Source organism: Priestia sp. YIM B13489 (assembly GCF_042787645.1).
GTDB lineage: Bacteria > Bacillota > Bacilli > Bacillales > Bacillaceae_H > Priestia > Priestia megaterium.
The window spans coordinates 370,633-394,026 of sequence record NZ_JBHZOQ010000053.1 but is presented as its reverse complement, the minus strand read 5'-3'; the positions used below and the strand labels follow the sequence as shown (position 1 = coordinate 394,026).

25 protein-coding genes and 3 other annotated features are annotated in these 23,394 nt (G+C 39.1%); of the genes, 21 read left to right on the top strand and 4 right to left on the bottom strand.

Features of this window, described 5'->3' with window-relative positions; translation table 11 throughout:
- Positions 1-167 precede the first annotated feature (167 nt).
- A complete protein-coding gene (locus ACFX4W_RS07990) occupies positions 168-1,376 on the top strand; it encodes an MFS transporter (protein WP_162214085.1) in 1,209 nt (402 codons plus the stop codon).
- 123 nt (positions 1,377-1,499) lie between these two features.
- Here ACFX4W_RS07990 and ACFX4W_RS07985 read toward each other — a convergent pair whose 3' ends face one another.
- Positions 1,500-1,823 (bottom strand): winged helix-turn-helix transcriptional regulator, encoded by a 324-nt coding sequence (locus tag ACFX4W_RS07985; protein ID WP_014460492.1) that lies wholly within the window; start codon positions 1,821-1,823, stop codon positions 1,500-1,502.
- A 44-nt stretch (positions 1,824-1,867) separates the two neighbouring features.
- Between ACFX4W_RS07985 and ACFX4W_RS07980 the strand changes: the two genes are divergently transcribed.
- The 12 genes from ACFX4W_RS07980 (at position 1,868) to ACFX4W_RS07925 (ending at position 12,412) form a co-directional block, all read left to right on the top strand.
- On the top strand, positions 1,868-2,881 hold the full coding sequence (locus tag ACFX4W_RS07980) for a glyceraldehyde-3-phosphate dehydrogenase (RefSeq protein ID WP_377560528.1): 1,014 nt from the start codon (positions 1,868-1,870) through the stop codon (positions 2,879-2,881).
- Between the two features lie 422 nt (positions 2,882-3,303).
- Positions 3,304-3,684, top strand: a complete 381-nt coding sequence (speD, locus tag ACFX4W_RS07975; RefSeq protein ID WP_013059434.1) for an adenosylmethionine decarboxylase — start codon at positions 3,304-3,306, stop codon at positions 3,682-3,684.
- A gap of 93 nt (positions 3,685-3,777) precedes the next feature.
- Positions 3,778-4,164 (top strand): hypothetical protein, encoded by a 387-nt coding sequence (locus ACFX4W_RS07970; RefSeq protein ID WP_043976018.1) that lies wholly within the window; start codon positions 3,778-3,780, stop codon positions 4,162-4,164.
- A 243-nt stretch (positions 4,165-4,407) separates the two neighbouring features.
- The gene (gene nrdR / locus ACFX4W_RS07965) at positions 4,408-4,869 is read left to right on the top strand and encodes a transcriptional regulator NrdR (RefSeq protein WP_013059432.1); all 462 of its coding nucleotides are present in this window, start codon (positions 4,408-4,410) and stop codon (positions 4,867-4,869) included.
- 72 nt (positions 4,870-4,941) lie between these two features.
- Positions 4,942-6,369, top strand: coding sequence for a replication initiation and membrane attachment family protein (locus ACFX4W_RS07960; RefSeq protein ID WP_043976021.1), 1,428 nt, complete (start codon positions 4,942-4,944; stop codon positions 6,367-6,369).
- Positions 6,370-6,401: 32 nt separating this feature from the next.
- On the top strand, positions 6,402-7,334 hold the full coding sequence (gene dnaI, locus ACFX4W_RS07955; RefSeq protein ID WP_013059430.1) for a primosomal protein DnaI: 933 nt from the start codon (positions 6,402-6,404) through the stop codon (positions 7,332-7,334).
- Positions 7,335-7,430: 96 nt separating this feature from the next.
- The gene (ytxC, locus tag ACFX4W_RS07950) at positions 7,431-8,291 is read left to right on the top strand and encodes a sporulation protein YtxC (RefSeq protein WP_016765699.1); all 861 of its coding nucleotides are present in this window, start codon (positions 7,431-7,433) and stop codon (positions 8,289-8,291) included.
- A gap of 60 nt (positions 8,292-8,351) precedes the next feature.
- Positions 8,352-8,600: a binding site (T-box leader), on the top strand.
- Positions 8,601-8,644: 44 nt separating this feature from the next.
- Positions 8,645-10,603: a threonine--tRNA ligase gene (gene thrS / locus ACFX4W_RS07945; RefSeq protein WP_211186090.1), complete on the top strand. Its 1,959-nt coding sequence runs from the start codon at positions 8,645-8,647 to the stop codon at positions 10,601-10,603.
- 171 nt (positions 10,604-10,774) lie between these two features.
- Positions 10,775-10,897, top strand: a sequence feature (ribosomal protein L20 leader region).
- A gap of 69 nt (positions 10,898-10,966) precedes the next feature.
- On the top strand, positions 10,967-11,470 hold the full coding sequence (gene infC, locus ACFX4W_RS07940; protein WP_013059427.1) for a translation initiation factor IF-3: 504 nt from the start codon (positions 10,967-10,969) through the stop codon (positions 11,468-11,470).
- 21 nt (positions 11,471-11,491) lie between these two features.
- The gene (rpmI, locus tag ACFX4W_RS07935; RefSeq protein WP_013059426.1) at positions 11,492-11,692 is read left to right on the top strand and encodes a 50S ribosomal protein L35; all 201 of its coding nucleotides are present in this window, start codon (positions 11,492-11,494) and stop codon (positions 11,690-11,692) included.
- A gap of 39 nt (positions 11,693-11,731) precedes the next feature.
- The gene (gene rplT, locus ACFX4W_RS07930) at positions 11,732-12,091 is read left to right on the top strand and encodes a 50S ribosomal protein L20 (protein ID WP_013059425.1); all 360 of its coding nucleotides are present in this window, start codon (positions 11,732-11,734) and stop codon (positions 12,089-12,091) included.
- Between the two features lie 60 nt (positions 12,092-12,151).
- Positions 12,152-12,412: a DUF1294 domain-containing protein gene (locus ACFX4W_RS07925; protein ID WP_013059424.1), complete on the top strand. Its 261-nt coding sequence runs from the start codon at positions 12,152-12,154 to the stop codon at positions 12,410-12,412.
- An 18-nt stretch (positions 12,413-12,430) separates the two neighbouring features.
- On the opposite strand, the gene ACFX4W_RS07920 is transcribed toward ACFX4W_RS07925, so the two are convergent.
- Positions 12,431-12,808, bottom strand: a complete 378-nt coding sequence (locus ACFX4W_RS07920) for a hypothetical protein (RefSeq protein WP_016765696.1) — start codon at positions 12,806-12,808, stop codon at positions 12,431-12,433.
- Positions 12,809-12,940: 132 nt separating this feature from the next.
- On the opposite strand from ACFX4W_RS07920, the gene ACFX4W_RS07915 reads away from it, so the two are divergent.
- Together ACFX4W_RS07915 and ACFX4W_RS07910 are read left to right on the top strand one after the other, a co-directional pair.
- A complete protein-coding gene (locus tag ACFX4W_RS07915; protein ID WP_016765695.1) occupies positions 12,941-13,429 on the top strand; it encodes a dUTP diphosphatase in 489 nt (162 codons plus the stop codon).
- A 77-nt stretch (positions 13,430-13,506) separates the two neighbouring features.
- Entirely contained in the window at positions 13,507-14,592 is a 1,086-nt protein-coding gene (locus ACFX4W_RS07910; RefSeq protein WP_016765694.1) for a M42 family metallopeptidase, read from the top strand.
- Positions 14,593-14,648: 56 nt separating this feature from the next.
- On the opposite strand, the gene sspI is transcribed toward ACFX4W_RS07910, so the two are convergent.
- Positions 14,649-14,855, bottom strand: coding sequence for a small acid-soluble spore protein SspI (gene sspI / locus ACFX4W_RS07905; protein WP_013059420.1), 207 nt, complete (start codon positions 14,853-14,855; stop codon positions 14,649-14,651).
- 140 nt (positions 14,856-14,995) lie between these two features.
- Here sspI and ACFX4W_RS07900 point away from each other — a divergent pair, with 140 nt between their 5' ends.
- The 3 genes from ACFX4W_RS07900 (at position 14,996) to pheT (ending at position 19,561) form a co-directional block, all read left to right on the top strand.
- Positions 14,996-15,760 carry a TrmH family RNA methyltransferase gene (locus ACFX4W_RS07900; RefSeq protein WP_198530619.1) on the top strand — a complete coding sequence of 255 codons (765 nt, stop codon included), beginning with the start codon at positions 14,996-14,998 and terminating at the stop codon, positions 15,758-15,760.
- Between the two features lie 48 nt (positions 15,761-15,808).
- Positions 15,809-16,044: a binding site (T-box leader), on the top strand.
- Between the two features lie 54 nt (positions 16,045-16,098).
- Positions 16,099-17,133 (top strand): phenylalanine--tRNA ligase subunit alpha, encoded by a 1,035-nt coding sequence (gene pheS / locus ACFX4W_RS07895; protein WP_014458064.1) that lies wholly within the window; start codon positions 16,099-16,101, stop codon positions 17,131-17,133.
- A gap of 13 nt (positions 17,134-17,146) precedes the next feature.
- Entirely contained in the window at positions 17,147-19,561 is a 2,415-nt protein-coding gene (gene pheT, locus ACFX4W_RS07890) for a phenylalanine--tRNA ligase subunit beta (RefSeq protein ID WP_043976027.1), read from the top strand.
- Between the two features lie 33 nt (positions 19,562-19,594).
- Here pheT and rnhC read toward each other — a convergent pair whose 3' ends face one another.
- Entirely contained in the window at positions 19,595-20,509 is a 915-nt protein-coding gene (gene rnhC / locus ACFX4W_RS07885) for a ribonuclease HIII (protein ID WP_043976029.1), read from the bottom strand.
- A gap of 143 nt (positions 20,510-20,652) precedes the next feature.
- Between rnhC and zapA the strand changes: the two genes are divergently transcribed.
- The 3 genes from zapA to polX all read left to right on the top strand — a co-directional run bounded on the left by zapA (position 20,653) and on the right by polX (position 23,378).
- Positions 20,653-20,913 (top strand): cell division protein ZapA, encoded by a 261-nt coding sequence (gene zapA, locus ACFX4W_RS07880; RefSeq protein WP_013059415.1) that lies wholly within the window; start codon positions 20,653-20,655, stop codon positions 20,911-20,913.
- A complete protein-coding gene (locus ACFX4W_RS07875) occupies positions 20,910-21,467 on the top strand; it encodes a CvpA family protein (RefSeq protein WP_014458067.1) in 558 nt (185 codons plus the stop codon). Before zapA ends, ACFX4W_RS07875 begins: the two co-directional genes overlap by 4 nt.
- 198 nt (positions 21,468-21,665) lie before the next feature.
- Positions 21,666-23,378, top strand: coding sequence for a DNA polymerase/3'-5' exonuclease PolX (gene polX / locus ACFX4W_RS07870; protein ID WP_162215015.1), 1,713 nt, complete (start codon positions 21,666-21,668; stop codon positions 23,376-23,378).
- Positions 23,379-23,394: the final 16 nt, after the last annotated feature.

Sequence of the window (23,394 nt, the reverse complement as noted above, 5' to 3'; positions counted from 1 at the left end):
GCGAAGCCTTGGCCGGAAATCAAAATCGATAAATACATGTTGACACTTACATATATGAACCCTATAATAGTTTGAGTTGAGATAATTCGTATACATATTATTTCTAGACTGTGATTTAGTTTGTTTTAATAAATAGATACGAATAAACAAATAAAAGGAGGAAAATCATGCAGAAATCGAAATTATGGACAAAAGATTTTTTAGCGGTCTCATTGACCAGCTTTTTTGTTTTTGTCATTTTTTATATGTTAACTGTCACATTGCCACTGTTTGCAACAGATGAACTTCATGCAAGTAAACAAAGCCTAGGGCTAATTGTGACAATCTTTTTAGTGTCCGGTATTGTGTTCAGACCGCTAGCCGGTAAGTGGATGACAACATTAGGACAAAAGAAAGTACTATTAATAGGTGTCTTTATCTTTTTAATTGGTTCTATTTTATATATGAATATTCACTCATTATCTGCGCTGCTGTTGCTGCGTGTGCTTCATGGTATTGGTTTTGGAATGAGCACAACTGCTACAGGAGCAATTGTTGCAAATGTAATCCCAGAACAGAGAAAAGGCGAAGGGATGGGGTACTATGCGACGTTTATGAACTTAGCAATGGTAGTAGGTCCGTTTGTAGGCTTAACGTTAACAAATACTTTAAGTCATACAGCGGTTTTTACCGTTGCGGTTGTATCTTCTGTTTTAGCAGTATTATCCAGTCTAGTACTTCGTGTACCTGAGGTGCAAGCTTCCTCTGCAACAAATGAAATACAGCCAGCTAAAGGTCTTGCGGCGTTTTTTGAATACCGTTCGCTGCCTATTTCTGTTGCTGGCCTTGTGGTAGCTTTTTCATATGCAAGTGTTATTTCGTTTGTGTCTATTTATGCAAAAGAAATGGGCTTTACGCAAGCTTCAAGCTTTTTCTTTGTTGTATACGCGGTGTGCTTACTAGCTTCTAGACCTTTTACTGGAAAATGGTTTGATCAATACGGAGAAAACAGCGTGGTATATCCGTCCATTTTATCTTTAGCTATCGGTATCTTTTTACTTAGCCAAGCGACAACAAGCTGGGTGTTTTTATTAGCTGGAGCATTTATTGGATTAGGCTTTGGAACGATTACATCAAGTTTTCAATCCATTGCTGTAAAAAAAGCTTCTCCTCATCGCCGAGGTGTCGCCACAGCTACGTTTTTTGTGTTTTTTGACTCTGGAATGGGTTTAGGGTCCTTTTTATTAGGCATTTTATCCACAGCAGCCGGATATAAAGGAATGTATGTATTCTGTTCTGTTGTTGCTCTTTTAGCTATAGCAGTATACCTTGTATTGCACGGTCGAAAAAGTCAGAAACAGCGCATTATTTCTCAAAATGAATCATTAGGAAAATAACATAAATAAAAAAAGGCGTGCTCAAGGGGAGCATGCCTTTTTTATTTATGGAGCTCTAAAGAAAACGAAAACGGCTGTGAGCATATCGATATAGAAGCCTCCTGATTTCTTTAGAGATTTCTTTTATTCCACTTCTTCTTTTGTAATCCACTCACTGGACCATGTCTGAATTTCCTGAATTACCGGCGCTAGTGCTAATCCTTTGTCGGATAATGAATACTCGATTCGAACAGGAGTTTCCGGAATAACCGTACGAATGACGATTCCTTCATGTTCTAATTCTTTTAAGCGCTCGGATAAGAGCCTTCCGCTTACTGGAAGTGCTTCTTGCATTTGAGAAAACCGCTGTGAGCCGGAAAGCAGCTGAAAAATGATCAAACTCGTCCAACGTTTCGTTAGTATAGTAACAGCCTTTTCAAAACGTGGGCAGAGTGCTAAACCGTCCATGTTATTACCTCCATTCTCTTCCTATATTATAAAACAAAGTNGCCATTAATGGTTTTGGGAGAATAGGAAGAATGGTGTTTCGCACAGCGATTACAGAGGAAAATTTGGATATTATTGCAATAAATGCATCTTATCCAGCAGAAACGTTAGCACATTTAATCAAATATGACTCTATACACGGAGCATTTAATGGAGATGTCAAATGTGATGATGATGCGCTGATTGTTAACGGTAAAAGAATTCAGCTATTAAATTCACGTGATCCGCTGAATTTGCCTTGGAAAGAGCTTGGGATTGATCTAGTTGTTGAAGCAACGGGAAAATTTAATTCAAGAGAAAAAGCGCAGTTACATATTGAAGCAGGTGCGAAAAAAGTTGTCTTAACGGCACCGGGTAAACAAGAAGATATCACCATTGTGATGGGCGTAAACGAACGAGAGTTTGATGTGAATCAGCATAACATTATTTCCAATGCCTCTTGTACGACAAATTGTCTAGCTCCAGTTGTCAAGGTACTAGACGAAGCGTTCACAATTGAAAACGGTTTAATGACGACCGTTCATGCATATACAAATGATCAAAAGAATATCGATAATCCGCATAAAGATTTGCGAAGAGCCCGTGCGTGTGCTCAATCAATTATTCCTACAACCACTGGAGCAGCCAAGGCACTTTCATTAGTTCTTCCTCATTTAAAAGGAAAACTTCATGGGATGGCGCTTCGTGTGCCAACGCCGAACGTATCGCTTGTCGATTTAGTTGTGGATGTAAGGAAACCTGTGACGATGGAAGATGTTAATTTAGCGTTTATTAAAGCTGCTGAAGGACCATTAAAGAATATTTTAAATTTAACAATGGAACCACTCGTATCAATTGACTTTAATACAAATCCTCATTCAGCTATTGTAGATGGACTATCCACAATCGTAATGGAAGATCATAAAATTAAAGTGTTAGCTTGGTACGATAACGAGTGGGGCTACTCTCAGCGCGTAGTCGATTTGGTAAGATATATTGCTGCAGAAATGCGTAATGGATCAAAAATAAGAGTAAGCTAAGAAAGCTATTGATTGCTTTTAAAAAAACAGGGAGCTGTCGCCCTGTTTTTTTTGTTTTTATCCAAAAGAATAGGGAAAAGCAATAAGATAAGCATGCAAAGGGGTGTTTATTTTCCTCAATTTTAATAAAAAATTAATAGTCGTTTAGCAGCTTTTACACACTGTCTCACGAGAATACAGGGGTAATTTGTATAGGTCTATCTGCAAGAACAATCTTTAATAAAATCAAAACACGTATTGCAAAATAAATGTAAACAAAGTATACTATGTTTCGTGAACTTCTTGTGTACCTTTCGGTGATGTGGCTACTTAAAGGGTTAGGACCTCTTTGGACTAACTTTCCCCCGTGGTAGTTAACATGCTATATGGCGAAAGAACTTCATGTTTAACGATTAAAAATTGTTAAAGGGGGAAATATCATTATGGAAACAATGGGTCGTCATGTCATCTCAGAATTATGGGGATGCGATTTCGATAAGTTAAATGATATTGATTATATTGAAAAAACGTTTGTTGATGCAGCTTTAAAATCCGGTGCGGAAGTTCGCGAAGTAGCGTTCCATAAATTTGCACCTCAAGGTGTAAGTGGCGTTGTTATTATTTCAGAATCACATTTAACGATTCACAGCTTCCCAGAGCATGGTTATGCAAGTATCGATGTTTATACTTGTGGTCATTTAGATCCTACAATCGCAGCAGATTATATTGCAGATGCTCTAAGTGCACAGACACGTGAAACAATTGAATTGCCACGTGGAATGGGTCCTGTTCAGGTAAAACAAACTAAAGCGAATGCACTTTAATAGTGTCGATTGATTACGTAAGTTAAGAGGTGTATTACACACCTCTTTTTAGTATATAAATTTTTAATACGCAAAAACAAAGGGGATAACAACATGGGGGTAGTACAAGCAGTTAAATCTTTATTTTCTAATCATGTGGAAACAAGCGATTACCATTCAGATCCGACTCTAAAAACGCATTATTACAAAACAACAGCTGGGAATGCATTTAAGCAAGTTCATGAAATGTTGAAGCACATGCAAGGGATAGAGATACTTGCTGCATATGAAGAGCGAGGAGAGATTAGCTTAAACGTTGTAAAAGGAAGAAAAGCTTTTGTTGTGATTACCATTATTAACGTACGTCCTCTTGAAACCGCTATCGATTTTTCTGCTACAACAGAATCAAAAGTGGTGCCGGTTGATTTTGGTTTTAGTAAAGAACTTGTACGTACGCTTTATAAGAGCTTTGATCAAAAACTCATTCCTCTTTCTTCGTAAGTTCCTTATCATTTTTGAATTTCAGGAAATAAAATGGGGAAATTCCTTTTCCTTTACTTGTATTCAAGCCTTGTTTTCTATAAGATGGAATAAAGCAAATCCTTTAATACAGCATCGTGTTTGTTAAAGGAAATGATGATAAAAATCATAATAAATGGCGAATAGCCGGCTAACATAGATGGAAATTAACTTATATAAGAGAAAATAAAAAGAAAAACAAGGTTTATTATTGGAGCTGAGAATATGAAGTGCCCATCCTGTCATTACAATGGAACGAGAGTGCTGGACTCGCGCCCTGTAGAAGAAGGCCGCTCTATTCGTAGAAGACGTGAATGCGAAGAGTGTCACTATCGTTTTACAACTTTTGAGAAAGTAGAAGAACTTCCGTTAATTGTTGTAAAAAAAGATGGAGCGAGAGAAGAGTTCAGCAAAGACAAAATCCTTCGAGGGTTAATTAAGGCGTGTGAAAAACGCCAAGTAAGCTTAAAACAATTAGAAGATACGGTACACGATATTGAAACAGAGCTGCGCAGTCAGGGTACATCAGAGGTGCAGTCAGATGTTGTAGGAGAAATGGTGATGGAGCGATTAGCTGCTATCGATGAAGTCTCTTATGTTCGATTTGCTTCTGTATACCGACAATTTAAAGACATCAATGTATTTATTGATGAATTAAAAGATTTAATTAAGAAGGAACGACTGTAAAAGAGCTATTGAAGTATTCTTTAGGCTCTTTTTTTGTCATTTCTATTACTTTAAAAGTAGGTAGGGAACGACATGAAAGAACAACATTGGAAAGAAATGATACCGGTCGATCGTTATGTTGTTCGTTCGAACGGCATACTGCAGGAATACGACCGAAAGATTTTAACCATGCTCTATCAGCCGTTGGTGGGTACAACGTGCTTTGGTCTGTATATGACGTTATGGAGCGAGCTGGAACAAGATCGTTTATGGGGGAAAGAGTCTACGCATCATCATCTAATGTCAATGATGCAAATTAATTTGAAAGCTATTTACCATGAGCGGTTAAAATTAGAAGGCATTGGTTTGTTAAAAACATATATTAAGGAAGAAGATGATGTTCGTGTGTTCATTTATGAGCTCATTCCTCCTCTGACGCCCCATCAGTTTTTTAACGACGGCGTGTTAAATGTATATTTATATAACCGACTCGGAAAATCTATCTTTCAAAAAGTAAAAAATTATTTTTCAGATTCACTCGTCGATGAGCAATTGTTCAAAGATGTGACGCATTCATTTAACGATGTATTTAAATCAGTTAAAGCAACGGAGCTGGCTCCAAGTTTTCAGTCTGAAAGCAAGGATGTATTTTCTCCTGATGCTCAAACGGACTTTGTGGATTCCTCCAAACGCGCTTCTATTGAGATGAGCCCGGATTCCTTTGATTTTGATTTATTTTTAGCAGGTCTAACAGATTCAATGATTTCGAAAAGGTCTATTACATCTAAAGTAAAACAAGCGATTGAAAAGCTAGCCTTTTTATACGGTATCGATCCTCTTCAAATGAAAAATGTGGTGCTCGATTCGCTAAATGAGAACGATCAAGTTGATATTGAATTGCTTAGAAAAGCAGCACAGTCCTTTTACCAATTTGAAAATGGAGAAGCACTTCCAAATCTAAGCGAACAAATTCAGCCGCCTATGCTTCGTACCATGCAGGAAAAGCAGCCGCAGACAAAGGAAGAGCAGCTCATTCAACAGCTTGAAGTGACTTCTCCTCGACAGCTTTTGATCGAGTTTTCCGGGGGAGCAGAGCCTTCAAAAGCAGATTTGCAAATGATCGAAGAAGTGATGTTTAACCAAAAGCTTTCACCAGGGGTAGTAAATGTTCTAATTTACTACGTGATGCTGAGATCCGATATGAAATTATCTAAGAGCTATGTAGAGAAAATTGCTGGACACTGGGCGCGCAAAAAGGTACAAACTGTTCAAGATGCCATGAATTTAGCTAAAAATGAACAGAAAGAATATCAGAATTGGACCGAAGCAAAGCAAAATAAAAAAACGGCTGGACGAAAAATTGTGCGTAAAGAAATGGTGCCAGAGTGGCTGAGCGATGAAGAAAAAGAAGAGAAAAAGCAGCCTTCAAAAGAAGTGGACGGATTTGAAGAAGAAAAACGAAAGCTACAAGAAGAGCTCAAGCAGTTAGATCAAGAGCTAAAACAAAAGCATAAAGAATAAAAAGCAGGTATGATAGAGATGAGGTGAAAAAGATGAAGCCTATCAATGATTCACTAAATCAGTTAGTGAACAAAAAGGATTTTAAAGCACGCTTAGAAGCATTAAGAAACAGTATCCTGTCTAATCCCGAAGTTAAAACATTTTTGCAAGAGCATCGCCATGAGTTAGATGAGCAAATGGTTGACCGAGGTCTGATGAAGATGCATGAATTTATCGATCAAAGCAAATGCTGTGACAAGTGTCCTTCTCTGCAAAGCTGTGTCAACATGGTGAAAGGATACCACCCTCAGCTGGTTGTAAAAGGCCGTAATATTGATTTACAGTATGAACGCTGTCCTAGAAAAGTACAAGAAGATGAGCGAAAAGAACAAGAATCTTTTATTCAGTGTATGTACGTGCCTAAAGAAATTTTACAGGCAACAATGTCTGATATTGAAATTGAGCAGGGAAGATTTGAAGCCATTAAACTAGTAAGAGATTTTGTGCGAGAATATGAGCCGAATAAGAAAATGAAAGCTTTATATTTACATGGTTCGTTTGGTGTGGGGAAAACGTATTTTCTTGGAGCAATTGCCAATGCGTTAGCTGAAAAGAAAGTGAAATCTACCATTCTGTATGTCCCTGAGTTTTTGCGTGAGTTAAAAGGTTCGTTTCAAGATCAAAGTTTCAATGAGAAAATAGAGTATGTCAAAAAAGTACCGGTTCTTATGCTTGATGATCTCGGAGCAGAATCCGTAACGAGCTGGATGCGAGACGATGTGCTCGGAACCATTTTACAATTCCGTATGCTCGAAAATTTGCCGACATTTTTCAGCTCGAATTTAAATTTTAAAGAGCTACAACATCATTTGACTTATACCCAAAGAGGCGAGCAGGAAGAGCTCAAAGCCGCTCGTGTCATGGAACGAATTAAGTCTCTAGCCATTCCTGTTGAAATGAATGGAGAGAATAAACGAAATAGATGAGCAGGTCGTTTTACATTTCTTGTAACGACTTGCTCATTTTTTTGCATGTTGCCCCATATACATTAATAAAGCGTGTCCAAAGGGGGGCTATGAGGAATGAAAATATTCTTTAAATATGTAGAAGACGCAGTCGTTGTATATGAGTCTTTATGCGCGAAGCGAAGCGCTTTATCATATGGTTCACAGTGCTTGAAGTTGGTGAATAATCAGCTTTTAGTCATTGATGAGACATACAATAGAGAGGCCATTTTACAAGACATGGTGATACCGGTATTAACCCACGTAATTTTAAAAAAGAAAGAAAAAAAGATGATGGTAAACATATTAAAAGAACAATTTTTCTATTCAGAAGAGGAAGAGCAAGATTTGCTGCTTCAAATTATGGGGGGGATTATGGAAGGAGAGAGAGGCGAAATTCCGCAAAAAACATTTTCTCTTCCAAGAGAATTACTTATCCGCCAGGCTCTTCAAGACTTCTTCATTCATAATGTAACATTCACCTTTGAGTCTTTTCTCCAATTCCGTTTAAAAGAATATCAAGAGCGGCTGCGCTATTATGCCGAGCTGGCGATTGATGAATATAAGCTTGAACAAGACTATCAAATTCTTATTCATCAGCTGCGTCAAGCAGCTAATGAAAGACAGTCATCTACAGGTAACGTGTATGTAATGCACTTGAACAAAAACAAGTTTGTACTGTACGACCACAACAGTAGATATGTTCCTGAACGTGAATGTGCAGCTCTAGCAGAGGCCTTTTTATCTGAACAAGAATCATTATACATAGACTCAACTATTATCGCGCCTTTGCTAAGTTTATCTCCAGCTGCTATTCATCTGTATAGCGACCAGCATGATCATGATTTTGTTTATACCATTCAAAATATCTTCCAAGAAAAAGTTATGTTATACGAAAAAAATGAATTTCCGTTTGATCAAAAGCAAAATATAACGTGAAAGGTTGATTTCTATTTTGAAAATGAATATAATAAATGCATATTGAAAAACAGCTATATGTTACAAGTTATGATGAGGACATGAGTGTATATTTACGGTTTGTAGAGAGGGAGATCCAGGCTGAAAATCTCCTAACACGGAATATATTCTTACCACCTCTAAACTTCAGTAGTAAACGAGCAGAGCCTCTAGTAATTACTGACGGAATTTCCGTTATAAAACCTCGAGCCGCTTCGGGTTCTTTGGGTTATCCAGAATACGAAGAGGAAACAAGGGTGGTACCGCGTGTATACACAACTCGTCCCTTTTGATAAGGGACGAGTTTTTTGTTTTTACAAAAAGTTTATTCAGTTATGTTAAAGGAGTGGAAAGTTGTGTCAGAAGTAATCAAGATGACATTCCCTGATGGAGCTGTTAAAGAGTATCCAAAAGGATCATCAACAGAAGATATTGCGGCTTCTATTAGCCCGGGATTAAAGAAAAAAGCATTAGCAGGCAAAGTAAACGGCGAGCTGCTGGATTTACGTACGCCAATCGAAGAAGATGGCAGTCTTGAAATCATTACACAAGATGCTCCTGAAGCGCTTGAAATTATGCGTCACAGTACAGCGCATTTAATGGCTCAAGCAATCAAACGTTTATACAAAGATACAAAAGTACAGCTAGGTGTAGGGCCGGTTATCGAAAACGGTTTTTACTATGACATCGATATGGAAGAATCAATTACTCCTGAAGATTTAGGTAAAATTGAAAAAGAAATGAAAAAAATCGTTAATTCAAATATTGAAATTGAACGAAAAGAAGTTTCTCGTGAAGAAGCCATTCAACTTTTTAAAGAAGTTGGCGATGAACTGAAGCTTGAATTGATCGATGCGATTCCAGCAGGTGAAAAGGTTACGATTTACCAACAAGGCGAATTCTTTGACCTTTGCCGAGGCGTGCACGTGCCGTCAACAGGCAAAATTAAAGAATTTAAACTATTAAGCGTGGCGGGTGCTTATTGGCGCGGAGACAGCGATAATCAAATGCTGCAGCGTATTTACGGTACAGCATTCTTTACAAAAGCAGATTTAGACGAGCATCTTCGTCTTCTTGAAGAAGCAAAAGAACGTGATCACCGTAAACTTGGTAAAGAGCTAAACTTATTTACAAATTCTCAAAAAGTAGGACAAGGTCTGCCTTTATGGCTTCCAAAAGGTGCGACGATCCGCCGTATTATCGAGCGTTATATCGTAGATAAAGAAGTAAGCCTTGGTTATCAGCACGTTTACACTCCAGTGCTCGGAAGTGTAGAACTTTACAAAACGTCTGGTCACTGGGAGCACTACCAAGATGACATGTTCCCTGCAATGGAAATGGATAACGAAGACCTGGTTCTTCGTCCGATGAACTGTCCTCATCACATGATGGTTTACAAACAAGGTATTCACAGCTATCGTGAGCTTCCAATCCGTATTGCTGAGCTTGGAACGATGCACCGCTACGAAATGTCAGGAGCATTATCAGGACTTCAGCGTGTTCGAGGCATGACGCTAAATGATGCGCATATCTTCGTACGTCCCGACCAAATCAAAGAAGAATTTATTCGTGTAGTTCGCTTAGTTGAAGCGGTTTATAAAGATTTTGGATTTGAAAATTATTCATTCCGTCTATCTTACCGCGACCCTGCAGATACAGAAAAATACTTTGATGATGATGCAATGTGGGAAAAAGCACAAAGCATGTTAAAAGACGCAATGGATGAGCTTGACCTTGATTATTATGAAGCTGAAGGCGAAGCGGCATTCTACGGTCCAAAACTAGATGTTCAAGTTAAAACAGCTCTTGGTAAAGAAGAGACGCTATCTACGGTTCAATTGGATTTCTTACTTCCTGAACGATTTGATTTAACGTATGTAGGAGAAGACGGGAAACAACATCGACCGGTTGTTATTCACCGCGGCGTGGTGTCAACAATGGAACGTTTTGTAGCTTTCTTAATCGAAGAATACAAAGGAGCTTTCCCAACGTGGTTAGCACCTGTACAAGTTCAAGTGATTCCGGTATCACCTACCGTTCACCTTGAGTATGCAAAAGAAGTGCAAGAACAGCTGCAGCTGGCGGGTATTCGTGTGGAACTTGATTCTCGCGATGAGAAAATCGGCTATAAAATCCGTGAGGCTCAAATGCAAAAAATTCCTTATATGCTTGTTGTAGGGGATAAAGAAGTAGAAGATAAAGCAGTAAACGTACGTAAATACGGTGAGCAGAATTCAGAAACAGTGGACTTCCAAGCCTTTTTACAAAATGTAAAAGCAGAAGCATCTCGCTAATGAAAAAAGCAGAGAATTGAAATTCTCTGCTTTTTTATCTAACATTTATAAAAAACTGTTGCATAAATGTTTTTCCTTTGATACAATAATTTTTGTTGTGAAAAAAGAACGAAATCATTGACTTTTGTCTTTGTTGATACTATAATAGCTTAAGTAATTGAATACTTGTTTATACAGAAGAAGAAGCACCCGCTTCTCACCTGAGTGACGCATAAAGCAGTTAGCAGGTACATCGTATCTTAATTAAAACGATAGAAGTGTGGGTGCAGTATGTACTCACACTTTTTTGTGTGAGTTAATAATCGGTCTAAGCAAGCGTATTCGCTCATTAAACCTTGGAGGTGGCTACTTATTAGCAAGGACATGATGGTAAACGAGGGCATTCGAGCTCGCGAAGTTCGTCTAATTGATCAAAACGGTGAACAATTAGGAATTAAATCAAAAAATGAAGCATTAGAAATTGCTTCACGAGTAAATCTTGACTTAGTAATGGTTGCTGCAAATGCGAAACCGCCGGTATGTCGTATTATGGACTACGGTAAATTCCGCTATGAGCAACAACGTAAAGAAAGAGAAGCTCGTAAAAACCAAAAAGTTGTAAACTTAAAAGAAGTTCGTTTAAGTCCAACAATTGATGAACATGATTTTAACACTAAACTTCGTAACGCACGCAAGTTCCTTGAAAAAGGTGACAAAGTGAAAGCGTCTATTCGCTTTAAAGGTCGTGCCATTACTCATAAAGGGATTGGCCAAAAAGTACTTGAACGTTTTTCACAAGCTTGCGAAGATGTAAGTTCAGTTGAATCGGCTCCTAAAATGGAAGGCCGCAGCATGTTCTTAGTCTTGGCACCTAAAAACGAAAAGTAATAGAACGAGGAGGAACACCCCATGCCAAAAATGAAAACACATCGTGGCGCTGCAAAGCGTTTCAAAAAGACTGGAAGCGGTAAATTAAAACGTGCTCGTGCTTACACAAGCCATTTATTCGCTAACAAATCTACAAAACAAAAGCGTAAATTACGTAAAGGTTCTTTAGTAAGCAAAGGTGACTTCAAACGTATCCGTCACTTATTAGATAACATTAAGTAATTTGGGTTGAGATAGAAACAATACAGGAGGTAAACAATTATGCCACGCGTAAAAGGCGGTACAGTAACACGCAAACGTCGTAAAAAAGTTTTAAAATTAGCTAAAGGTTTCTTCGGTTCGAAGCATAGATTATATAAAGTTGCTAATCAGCAAGTTATGAAATCTCACATGTATGCTTATCGTGACCGTCGTCAGAAAAAACGTGACTTCCGTAAATTATGGATCACACGTATTAATGCAGCTGCTCGTATGAACGGTCTTTCTTACAGCCGTTTAATGCACGGTTTAAAATTAGCAGGTATTGAAGTTAACCGCAAAATGCTTGCTGACTTAGCTGTAGCTGATGAAAAAGCATTTGCTGAATTAGCAACTGCTGCTAAAAAAGGCTTAGATAAGTAATGAATATAAAGTCTCGTCATCTTTAGATGATGAGGCTTTTTTGCTATCGGAGGACATATCATGAATGAACTGCTGCTTACCTATTTTATTGTTATTAATATAGTAGGGGTAGGAATGATGTATAGAGATAAACAAAAAGCGAAAAGACATGAGTGGAGAATTGCCGAAAGCACACTGTGGACGGTAGCTGCTATCGGAGGAGCTCTTGGAGGACTAATTGGTATGTATTGCTATCGTCATAAAACGAAGCACACATCGTTTACAGTAGGTTTTCCTATTCTTGCTGCTCTTGATTTACTTTTCTTTTTTGTTATCAGCTGAGCACAAATGATGTTGTGCTCAGTGTAAAAATTCTCGAACGGGGCTTTTCCAGCGAATAGGAGCATTTGGATACATGTCGTGTACGTGGCTTTCCAGTAGCTTGAAATCTTGCTTTTGCAGTTCATGTAATCGAGATGGATCTGTTAACACCATTGTAATTGACAAAGATTCTGGTTCATTGGGATTGCTGTATTTTTCTCCTTCAAATAAAATACCTTTATACGTTAGTAGAAAATTTTTGCGGATATTCGTTTTTTCGTCAACGACAAAAAATTGCTGATGTTCCTGAGCTGCTACAAGCTTCCGCTTTGGACTGCGAAAATGCTGAACCAGCTTTAATAGTGTGTAAGCAACAAGCGCGAAAATGAACACGCGAACGATAACAATAACAAACATAACGCTCCCTCCTTTACAAGGCACAGTTTTCTTACTTTACGTTCGAGTTTCTAAAAAGTTTCATGATTTTTGATATAATTTCTTTATTGGTTTAAAAAGAAGAAGATATACATAATTACAGGAGTGATTACATTGAATTTACAACAGCTATTTACCATGCAGCGCCAGCTGGATCAGCATATAGAGGATAAGCATGAGCTTCATAAGGAAGATTTGATTCCGAGAAAGCTTTTAGCACTGCTTGTCGAAATGGGAGAGCTGGCAAACGAAACGCGCTGCTTCAAATTTTGGAGCGTCAAACCTCCGGCTGAAGACGCTGTTATTTTAGAAGAATTTGTGGACGGTGTACATTTTATCCTTTCTTTAGGGATTGAAAAAGGATACGATGATTTAACTGAGTTACCAGATGCAAAAGCAAGTGATTCAAAAACAGCACAATTTTTACAGGTATTTGCACAAGTTGCTGCTTTCGAGCAGGATCAGTCGAAAGAAAACTATGTGGACATGTTTGTATCTTACATGACGCTTGGCGATATGTTTGGTTTTTCCGCTGAACATATTGAAAAGGCGTACATCTCAAAAAATGAAGTGAATTTTAAACGCCAAGAACAAGGATACTAGAAATAAAGGGATGGGAAATTTTACTTCAACCTCTTTTTAGCTATAATAGAGGTATACATATGAAAGGGGTAATCCATATGACAAAGTTAGATGAAACATTGACGATGCTTAAAGCACTAACAGATGCAAAAGGAATTCCTGGCAATGAGCGTGAACCGCGTGAGGTTATGAAGAAATATATTGCACCTTATGCAGATGAAGTAACGACGGATGGGCTAGGCAGTTTGATTGCAAAAAAAGTGGGCAACGAACAAGGGCCTAAAATTATGGTAGCCGGTCACTTAGATGAAGTAGGCTTTATGGTGACTCAAATTGATGAACGCGGCTTTATTCGTTTTCAAACGGTAGGCGGATGGTGGTCTCAAGTGATGCTTGCTCAACGCGTAACCATCGTTACATCTAAAGGAGAGGTAACGGGGATTATTGGCTCAAAGCCTCCTCATATCCTGCCTCCAGAAGTTCGTAAAAAGCCAGTTGACATTAAAGATATGTTCATCGATATTGGTGCCTCTAGCAGAGAAGAAGTAGCGGAGTGGGGAGTGAAACCTGGTGATCAGGTTGTGCCTTATTTCGAATTTACGGTTATGAACAACGAAAAGATGCTGCTAGCGAAAGCCTGGGATAACCGTATCGGCTGTGCAATCGCTATCGATGTATTAAAAGCTTTAAAAAATGAAACACATGAAAATGTTGTGTATGGTGTAGGAACGGTGCAAGAAGAAGTTGGACTTCGAGGTGCAAAAACATCCGCTAACTTTATTGAACCGGATATTGCATTTGCTGTTGATGTCGGCATCGCTGGAGATACACCTGGTGTTTCTGATAAAGAAGCATCTTCTAAAATGGGAGAGGGTCCGCAAATCATTTTATATGATGCTTCCATGGTTTCTCATAAAGGACTTCGAGATACAGTGGTAGATGTGGCAGATGAATTAAATATTCCATATCAATTTGATGCAATCGCTGGAGGCGGTACGGACTCAGGTTCTATCCATATTTCAGCTAACGGGGTGCCAGCACTTTCAATTACGATCGCAACTCGTTATATCCATTCTCATGCAGCGATGCTTCATCGTGATGATTATGAAAATGCAGTTAAATTAATTGCGGAAGTAATTAAACGCTTAGACCGAAATACGGTAAACGCAATTACGTATAATTAAAAAAAGCTCATTCTCCTAGGAGAATGAGCTTTTTGCTGTACATAGGACAAGGCTATTTATTTTAAACCGTTTTCAAGCGTTGTCAGAATTTCTTCTTTTTCTGATTCTGGAGACTTTTCCCAAAGCACCTCAAATAAAACACCAAGTCCAGGGAGCATTTTTTCCTCGCCGCTTTGAATAGCGTCAGAAATTGTAGCTTCAAGCTCTTCTTTTGAGTTTCCTGAAACGTTTGCAATAACAGCATTTCGTAAATTAAGATCCATCATTTTCACCTCAGCTATCGTAAAGTTACCAATAGTTTTTGTTTTCTTTGCGATTTCTATGTACAATAAAGTGAAACTTATCTAATGATTATTGAGCAAAATGTAATCGAACTATTTATTTTTATATAGATAAAGGAGTTATGTTTGTGAAACAAATTGATTCAGTTAAAAATCCGCAGGTAAAAGCGTGGAAAAAGCTGCATAATAAAAAAGACCGTGATAAGCAGGGCCTTTTTATGGTAGAAGGCTTTCATTTAGTCGAAGAAGCTATCAAAAATAAGGATTGCGTAAAGGAACTAATTATACGCGAATCAATCGAAGTGCCAGCACAGTGGAACATAGACGGTATTGAAATAACCGTTGTCAACGAAGCAATAATCAAATTATTATCTGACACCGAAACACCTCAAGGAATTATCGCTGTGTGTTTTCAAACGAAGCATGCAGAAATCATTCATACAGCACAGAAAGTATTGCTTTTAGATGCGGTGCAAGATCCAGGTAACCTAGGTACGATTATTCGAACCGCTGATGCTGCCGGAGTGGACGCTATTATCGTTGGAGAGGGCAGCGTGGATGTGTACAACCCAAAAGTCGTTCGTTCAACGCAAGGAGCTATTTTTCATCTTCCAATTGTAAAAAGCGATTTACTCGAAATGATTTCACTGTTAAAAGAAAGAGGAATAGCAGTTTACGGCACGTCTCTACAAAATGGAAAGGTCTACTCATGCGTAAAACCTTCAAACGAATTTGCGCTGATTGTGGGAAATGAAGGAAACGGCGTAAGCGAGAAAGTGCTGGAACAAACGGATCAGAATCTGTACCTTCCCATCTATGGAAAGAGCGAGTCGCTAAATGTTGCCATCGCTTCTGGAATCTTACTTTATTATTTACGCGGAATGTAGTTGCATCGAGAACGTGTTTTCACTATAATAATACAATAGTTACATATGTAAAAAACGATGAAAGAGAGCAGTAGCTTATGTCCGTTTATGCAGGGAGAAAATGCCGCGACTGAAAGCATTTTTATAAATGTAATAAGTGAATTCACCTCTTGAGTTGACACTTAGACCATCTTACATAGATGTAAAGGTGTTCCGGAGATTCCGTTAACTTGAATGAAGTGAACTGTATACGTCTGTGTATATAGTTAACAAGGGTGGTAACGCGACTAATCCTCGTCCCTTTTTTGGGAGGAGGTTTTTTTATTTGTCATTTTTTACGTTAAAAGGAGGAATAAGTGATGAAAGAACGTTTACAAGAACTTCAACAAGAAGCAATTGCAAAAGTCGAAGCAGCAAGTGCTTTAAAAGAATTAAACGACGTACGCGTAGCTTATTTAGGAAAGAAAGGCCCTATCACAGAAGTGCTTCGCGGTATGGGAAAACTTTCAGCTGAAGAGCGTCCTGTAATGGGAGCACTTGCAAATGAAGTGCGTGAAGCTATTGCATCTAAAATTGAAGAAAAACAAACGGCGTTAGAAGCAGCTGAGGTAGAGCGTAAACTTGCTTCAGAAACAATCGACGTAACGCTTCCAGGACGCCCTGTTAAAGCAGGTACGCATCACCCGCTAACAAGCGTGGTTGAAGAAGTAGAAGATTTATTCTTAGGAATGGGCTATGAAGTAGCAGAAGGACCGGAAGTAGAGCAGGACTACTATAATTTCGAAGCGCTGAACTTGCCAAAAGGTCACCCAGCACGTGATATGCAAGATACGTTTTATATTACGGAAGAAACGCTTCTTCGCACGCATACATCAACTGTTCAAGCTCGTGTTATGAACAAGAATGAAGGCAAAGGACCTGTTAAAATTATTTGCCCGGGTAAAGTGTACCGCCGCGATGACGATGATGCTACGCATTCTCATCAATTCATGCAAATTGAAGGTCTTGTAGTAGACGAAAACATTCGTATGAGCGATTTAAAAGGCACGCTTGAAGTATTTGTGAAAAAGATGTTCGGTGCAGACCGTGAAATTCGTCTTCGTCCAAGTTTCTTCCCGTTCACTGAGCCGTCTGTAGAAGTAGACGTATCGTGTGCAAAATGTGGAGGTAAAGGCTGTAATGTATGTAAACAAACAGGCTGGATTGAAATTTTAGGAGCTGGCATGGTTCATCCAAATGTCCTTGAAATGGCTGGATACGATTCAACTAAATATCGTGGTTTTGCTTTTGGAATCGGTGTAGAGCGTATTGCTATGTTAAAGCACGGCGTGGATGATATTCGTCATTTCTATACAAATGATGTTCGTTTCTTAGATCAATTTAAACAAGTATAAAGGAGGGGCTACGATGTTTGTATCTTATCGTTGGTTACAAGAGTATGTTGACTTATCAGGCGTAACGGCAGAAGAGTTAGCAGATAAAATCACAAAAAGTGGAATTGAAGTTGAAGGTGTAGAAAACTTAAATAAAGGCATCAGCGGAGTGGTAATTGGTCACGTTGTAGAACGTGAACAGCATCCAAATGCTGATAAATTAAGCCGCTGTCAAGTAGATCTTGGCGGAGGAGAAATCGTTCAAATCGTGTGCGGAGCACCAAACGTGGCACAAGGTCAAAAAGTAGCGGTTGCAAAAGTGGGAGCTGTACTTCCAGGTAACTTTAAAATCAAGCGTGCTAAGCTTCGCGGTGAAGAATCGAACGGTATGATTTGTTCTCTTCAAGAGCTTGGCATTGAAAGCAAGCTTGTGGCAAAAGATTATCAAGAAGGCATCTTCGTGTTCCCAAGCGATGCTGAAGTAGGAGCGGATGCACTAGATGCATTAAACTTAAACGATGAAGTATTAGAACTAGGGCTAACACCAAACCGTTCAGACTGCTTAAGTATGTTAGGCGTAGCACATGAAGTGGCTGCTATTTTACGTCGTGAAGTGAAGTATCCGTCAGTAAACGTGCAAACGTCTGATGAGCAAGCAGCTGATTATATTTCCGTTAAAGTAGAGGCAAAAGAAGACAATCCGCTTTATGTAGCGCGCGTTGTGAAAAACGTAAAAATTGCTCCGTCACCATTATGGATGCAAACGCGTTTAATGGCAGCTGGTATTCGACCTCATAACAACGTTGTTGATATTACCAACTATATTTTGCTTGAATACGGCCAGCCGCTGCATGCTTTTGACTATGATCGTCTTGGTTCAAAAGAAATTGTTGTACGTCACGCGTCAGAAGGCGAAAAGTTTGTAACACTTGATGATCAAGAGCGCGTATTAAAAGGCAATCAGCTTGTCATTACAAACGGCAGTGAGCCGGTAGCTCTTGCAGGTGTAATGGGCGGAGCGAACTCCGAAGTAAAAGACGATACGGTAAATGTTCTCATTGAATCAGCTTACTTCAAAGGCTTAACGGTTCGCCAAGCTTCAAAAGACCACGGTCTTCGCAGTGAGGCAAGCGCTCGTTTTGAAAAAGGAATTGATCCTAACCGTACGCGTGTAGCTGCTGACCGCGCAGCAGAATTAATGGCTGAATACGCTTCAGGTGAAGTGGTAAGCGGTACTGTAGAAGTAGATACACTAACTGTGGAACCTGCTGTTGTAGCTGTGTCACTTGGCCGTATTAACGATGTGCTTGGTACAGAGCTATCAATGGAAGAAGTACAAGACATTATGAACCGTCTTCAATTTGAAAACAAAGTGGAAGACGAAACCATTGTTGTAACAGTGCCAACTCGTAGAGGCGATATTACAATTGAAGAAGATATCGTCGAGGAAGTAGCGCGTATGTATGGCTATGACAACCTTCCTACAACGCTTCCTGTAACAGTGGCAACTCCAGGAAAACTAACAGAGTATCAGCTTGGACGCCGTAAAGTTCGCCGTTTCTTAGAAGGTGCGGGACTAGCACAAACAACAACATATTCGCTAACGAGCGCTGAAAAAGCTACTCAGTTTGCACTAAATGCAACAAGTACGATTGGTCTAGCAATGCCGATGAGTGAAGATCGCAGTATCCTTCGTCAAAGCTTAGTGCCTCATTTGCTAGAAGCAGTGAAGCATAATAATGCTCGCCAGTCGGATTCTATTGCGCTATACGAAACAGGCTCAGTGTTCTTATCTAAAGGTGAAGGAGAATTACCGGATGAGCAGGAGCGCGTAGCAGGTGCAATCACGGGTCTATGGCATGCTCACGGCTGGCAAGGTGAAAAGAAAGTCGTTGATTTCTATGTGATTAAAGGTGTACTAGAAGGGTTATTTGCACAGCTTGGTTTGGAGAAACGAATCTCATATGCTCCTGTTAAAAAAGACGGTATGCACCCTGGACGTACAGCGGCTGTATGGTTAGATGAAAAAGAAATTGGATACGTAGGTCAAGTTCATCCTGTTGCTCAGAAACAGTATGGTCTTCGTGAAACATACGTATTTGAATTACACCTTCAAGAGCTATTAGCTGCAGATGTCGAAGAAGTTCGTTATTCAGCTATTCCAAGATTCCCATCTATTACACGTGATATTGCACTTGTGGTAGATAAAAACGTTCTTGCAGGAGAAGTTCAGCGCGTCATCTATACGACGGGCGGAGAACTTTTAAAAGACGTGACGGTATTTGATCTATATGAAGGCGAGCGTATGGAAGAAGGCAAGAAATCTGTAGCTTTCTCTTTACGATACTTAGATCCTGAACGTACATTAACTGATGAAGAAGTAGCAAAAGCACATGGTGCAGTGTTAGAGGCTGTAGAAAAAGAATTTGGTGCAACGCTTCGTTCATAAGAATAAGAAAAGAGATGTGGATTTCCACATCTCTTATTTTTTAGCTAATTTTAAAGCTTTTTCCGTATTAGCAAAATGAATTTTAGCTAAAGAGTTCAGCGCATTCACGCCATGTTTCTTAATGATTTTAGCAGCGGCAATATCAACTTGTGCGCCAGCTCCGCGAGGAATAACCATCCCGGTCTTTTCCGTCAGCAAATCCATTTGTTTTAAAAATGCGTATCTGGCAATAATGGAAGCAGCAGCTACAGATAAATGAACGCTTTCTCCTTTTGTGCTGAAAAAGACATTTTTTTTGATAATTTCTTTTTCCTTTACCACGTGTTTATAATAGGTGTTTTTTTCGACAAACTGGTCAATTAAAATGGCATCGGGTTTTTCAGGATCCAATTTTTTTAACACGTTGGATAAAGCTTTGTTGTGCAACAGAGCTTTCATTTTACCTTGTGACATGCCTTTTTCTTGAAATGCATTATACTTTTCGTTATGTAAAACAAGCAAACTATAGGGAATAAAAGAAACAAGCTGCTTGGCAATTTCAATAATTTTAGCATCTGTTAACTCTTTTGAATCTCGTACTCCTAATTCTTTTAACAAAGGAAGCTGCTCTTTTTGAACATAGGCAGCAACTACGGTCATAGGACCAAAATAATCTCCTGTCCCTACTTCGTCAGAACCGATGACTGATAGTGAGCTGAAGTTTGATGGGAGGTGTGAGACAGGAGCCTTTTTCGCAGCATCTAAAGAGCCTCCCCACTTAGCCGCTTCTGTTTCAGCTTCTTTTCCTTGAAAAAGTACTTTTCCAGAGCGGTACGCAGTGATAGAACAGCCGGGAGTTTTAGCCGAAAAAATACTTCCCTGCGGCAGTTTGGGCTGCAGATAGGATGTGTAATGAAGCTTCATTTTAGCTATTCTATCAGCTGATACCTTAATAACAGCATGTGACATAATGCTTCACTCCTTTCGGGGTATTTTAGTTTACTTTATAAGCACTATCCCTTATGATAGCTTAAATATAGATATGTTTCCATTGAAGTCTTCTTCGTGGTATGATAGGGATTAGGATTTTTCGTGGAACGGAGGATTTTCTCGTGTCAAGACAAGATAAAACACGTGCGACAGTTGACATCTTTGGTCAGCAGTACAGCATCGTCGGTAGCGAAAGTACAAGCCATATTCGACTTGTCGCCTCTATAGTGGATGAAAAAATGCGTGAAATCAGTACTAAAAACCCTTCTTTAGATATCAATAAATTAGCAGTATTAACAGCTGTGAATGCTGTACACGAATATATAAAACTGAAAGAAGACTATGAGAGACTTGAACAAAAACTTTATGGAAAAGAGGAATGACTGAGTCAATGCTTAATATCATTTTAATTATATTGCTTCTTCTAGGCTTTGTAACAGGTCTTAAAAGAGGATTTATTTTGCAGCTCATTCATATTGTCAGTTTTGCGGTTTCGTTTATCGTCGCTTATATGTTTAGTGGAGATTTGGCAAGCCGACTTCGCTTGCTGATTCCGTTTCCGGACAATATTCAGCAGCAAAGTGTCGCATCGTTTGTATTTGATTCTGGAACGATAGAAGACGCTTTTTATCGAATGATTGCATTTGCGATTTTATTTTTTGCTACTCACATTGTACTTCGCCTTGCAGGCTCTGTTTTAACGGCTTTAACCGAATTGCCAATTCTGCGCCAGTTAAATAAATGGGGCGGAGGTGCACTTGGATTCGTTGAAGTGTATATCATCGTTTTTATTTTGTTATACATTGGAGCCGTGATTCCTGTAAGTGAAATTCAAACGCCAATTCAACAGTCTTCAATTGCAATCAATATCGTACAAAATACTCCCTACTTATCGTCTGCGATTCAAGATTTGTGGACTCAGTATGGTGTAATGTAATGAAATTACAATAGCTTGTTGAGAGGGTGTGTCGAAAGTGTCATAATACTTTTGAGATACCCTCTTTTTTTATCGCAGTCTGATCTGCGGTTTTCATGAGGATAAAAGTATGTCTAGATGAAAACTTGAGAGAGTAAATATGTCACTCATCATGTTTTTGAAAGTTTCGTTATTATGATAATAGGCTGGTGAAAAGAGATGAATAAAAAGGATATTATTAAATTGTTAGAAACAATTGCTACATATATGGAATTAAAGGGAGATAACCCTTTTAAAATTTCCGCTTTTCGAAAAGCAGCTGCAGCGCTAGAAACGGACGAAAGAACGCTGACAGAGATTGAGGATTTTACCAAGCTCCAAGGGATTGGAAAAGGAACGGCTGCAGTCATTACAGAGTATATGGAAACAAATGAGTCAAGCGTATTAGAAGAACTAAAGCAAGAAGTTCCTGAAGGACTTATTCCTTTGCTTAAGCTGCCGGGGCTTGGAGGTAAAAAAATCGCTAAATTATATAAAGAGCTAGATATTCGAGATATGGAATCACTGCATCAGGCCTGTATGGAAAATCGAGTGCAGGGACTAAGCGGTTTTGGTAAAAAGACAGAAGAAAAAATTATCGCTGCCATTGAAGAGTTTGGGAAGCGTCCTGATCGTTTGCCTCTTGCTTTTATGCTTCCAATAGCGGAAGAAATTTTAGAAGCCCTTAAACAGATGCATAGCATTGAGCGTTTTTCTCAAGCAGGGAGCATTCGCCGCATGAGGGAAACCGTAAAAGATCTTGATTTTATTATTTCAACAGCTGAGCCTCATGCTGTCCGTGAACAGCTAGTATCGCTGCCAAATGTGAAGGATATCATTGCAAATGGAGATACAAAAGTATCGGTAACGTTAGCCTATGAGTACGATGTGTCTGTGGATTTTCGTCTTGTAGAAGATAAAGCGTTTGCCACAACGCTTCACCATTTTACAGGATCAAAAGATCATAATGTGCGTATGCGTCAATTAGCAAAAGAACGCGGTGAAAAAATTAGCGAGTATGGCGTTGAAAATGCGGAGACAGGCGAAGTTATGACTTTTGAGTCTGAACAAGCATTCTATGAACATTTTGGGCTGTCTTTTATTCCGCCGGAACTTCGTGAAGATGGAACGGAAGTAGATGCATTTGTAAAGCCTCAAACCCTTGTGACCTACGGTGCCGTAAAAGGTGATTTGCATATGCACTCCACGTGGAGCGACGGGGCGTATTCGATTGAAGAAATGGCGGAAGCATGTCGCGCACGAGGCTATGAGTACATGGCGATTACAGACCATTCTCAGTATTTAAAAGTAGCTAACGGTCTAACGCCTGAACGCATTCGTAAACAGCGTGAAGAAATTAATCGTTTAAACGCACAGTTCGATGATTTTACAATACTAGCAGGAATTGAAATGGATATTTTGCCTGATGCAACACTTGATTATGATGATGAACTGCTAGCTGAGCTAGATTTTGTTATTGCGTCCATTCACTCTAGTTTTTCGCAATCACGCGAAGAAATTATGAATCGCTTAAAGCAAGCGTTAAACAATGTTCATGTAGATTTAATCGCTCATCCGACCGGTCGTTTGATTGGTCGCCGCAACGGATATGATGTAGATATTGATATGCTGATTGAATTAGCTAAAGAAACAAAAACGGCTCTTGAACTAAACGCGAATCCAAACCGTTTAGATTTAGCCGCTGAACACATAAAAAAGGCCCAAGAGGCAGGAGTTAAAATTGCTATTAATACAGATGCTCACAATCTAGACATGCTAGAGCATATGGAAATTGGAATATCTACTGGAATTAAAGGCTGGCTTAAACCAGAAACGGTATTAAATACGTATAGTCTCAAAGAATTAACCGCCTTTTTAAATCGACATAAATAAGCAACAGGAGGAATCA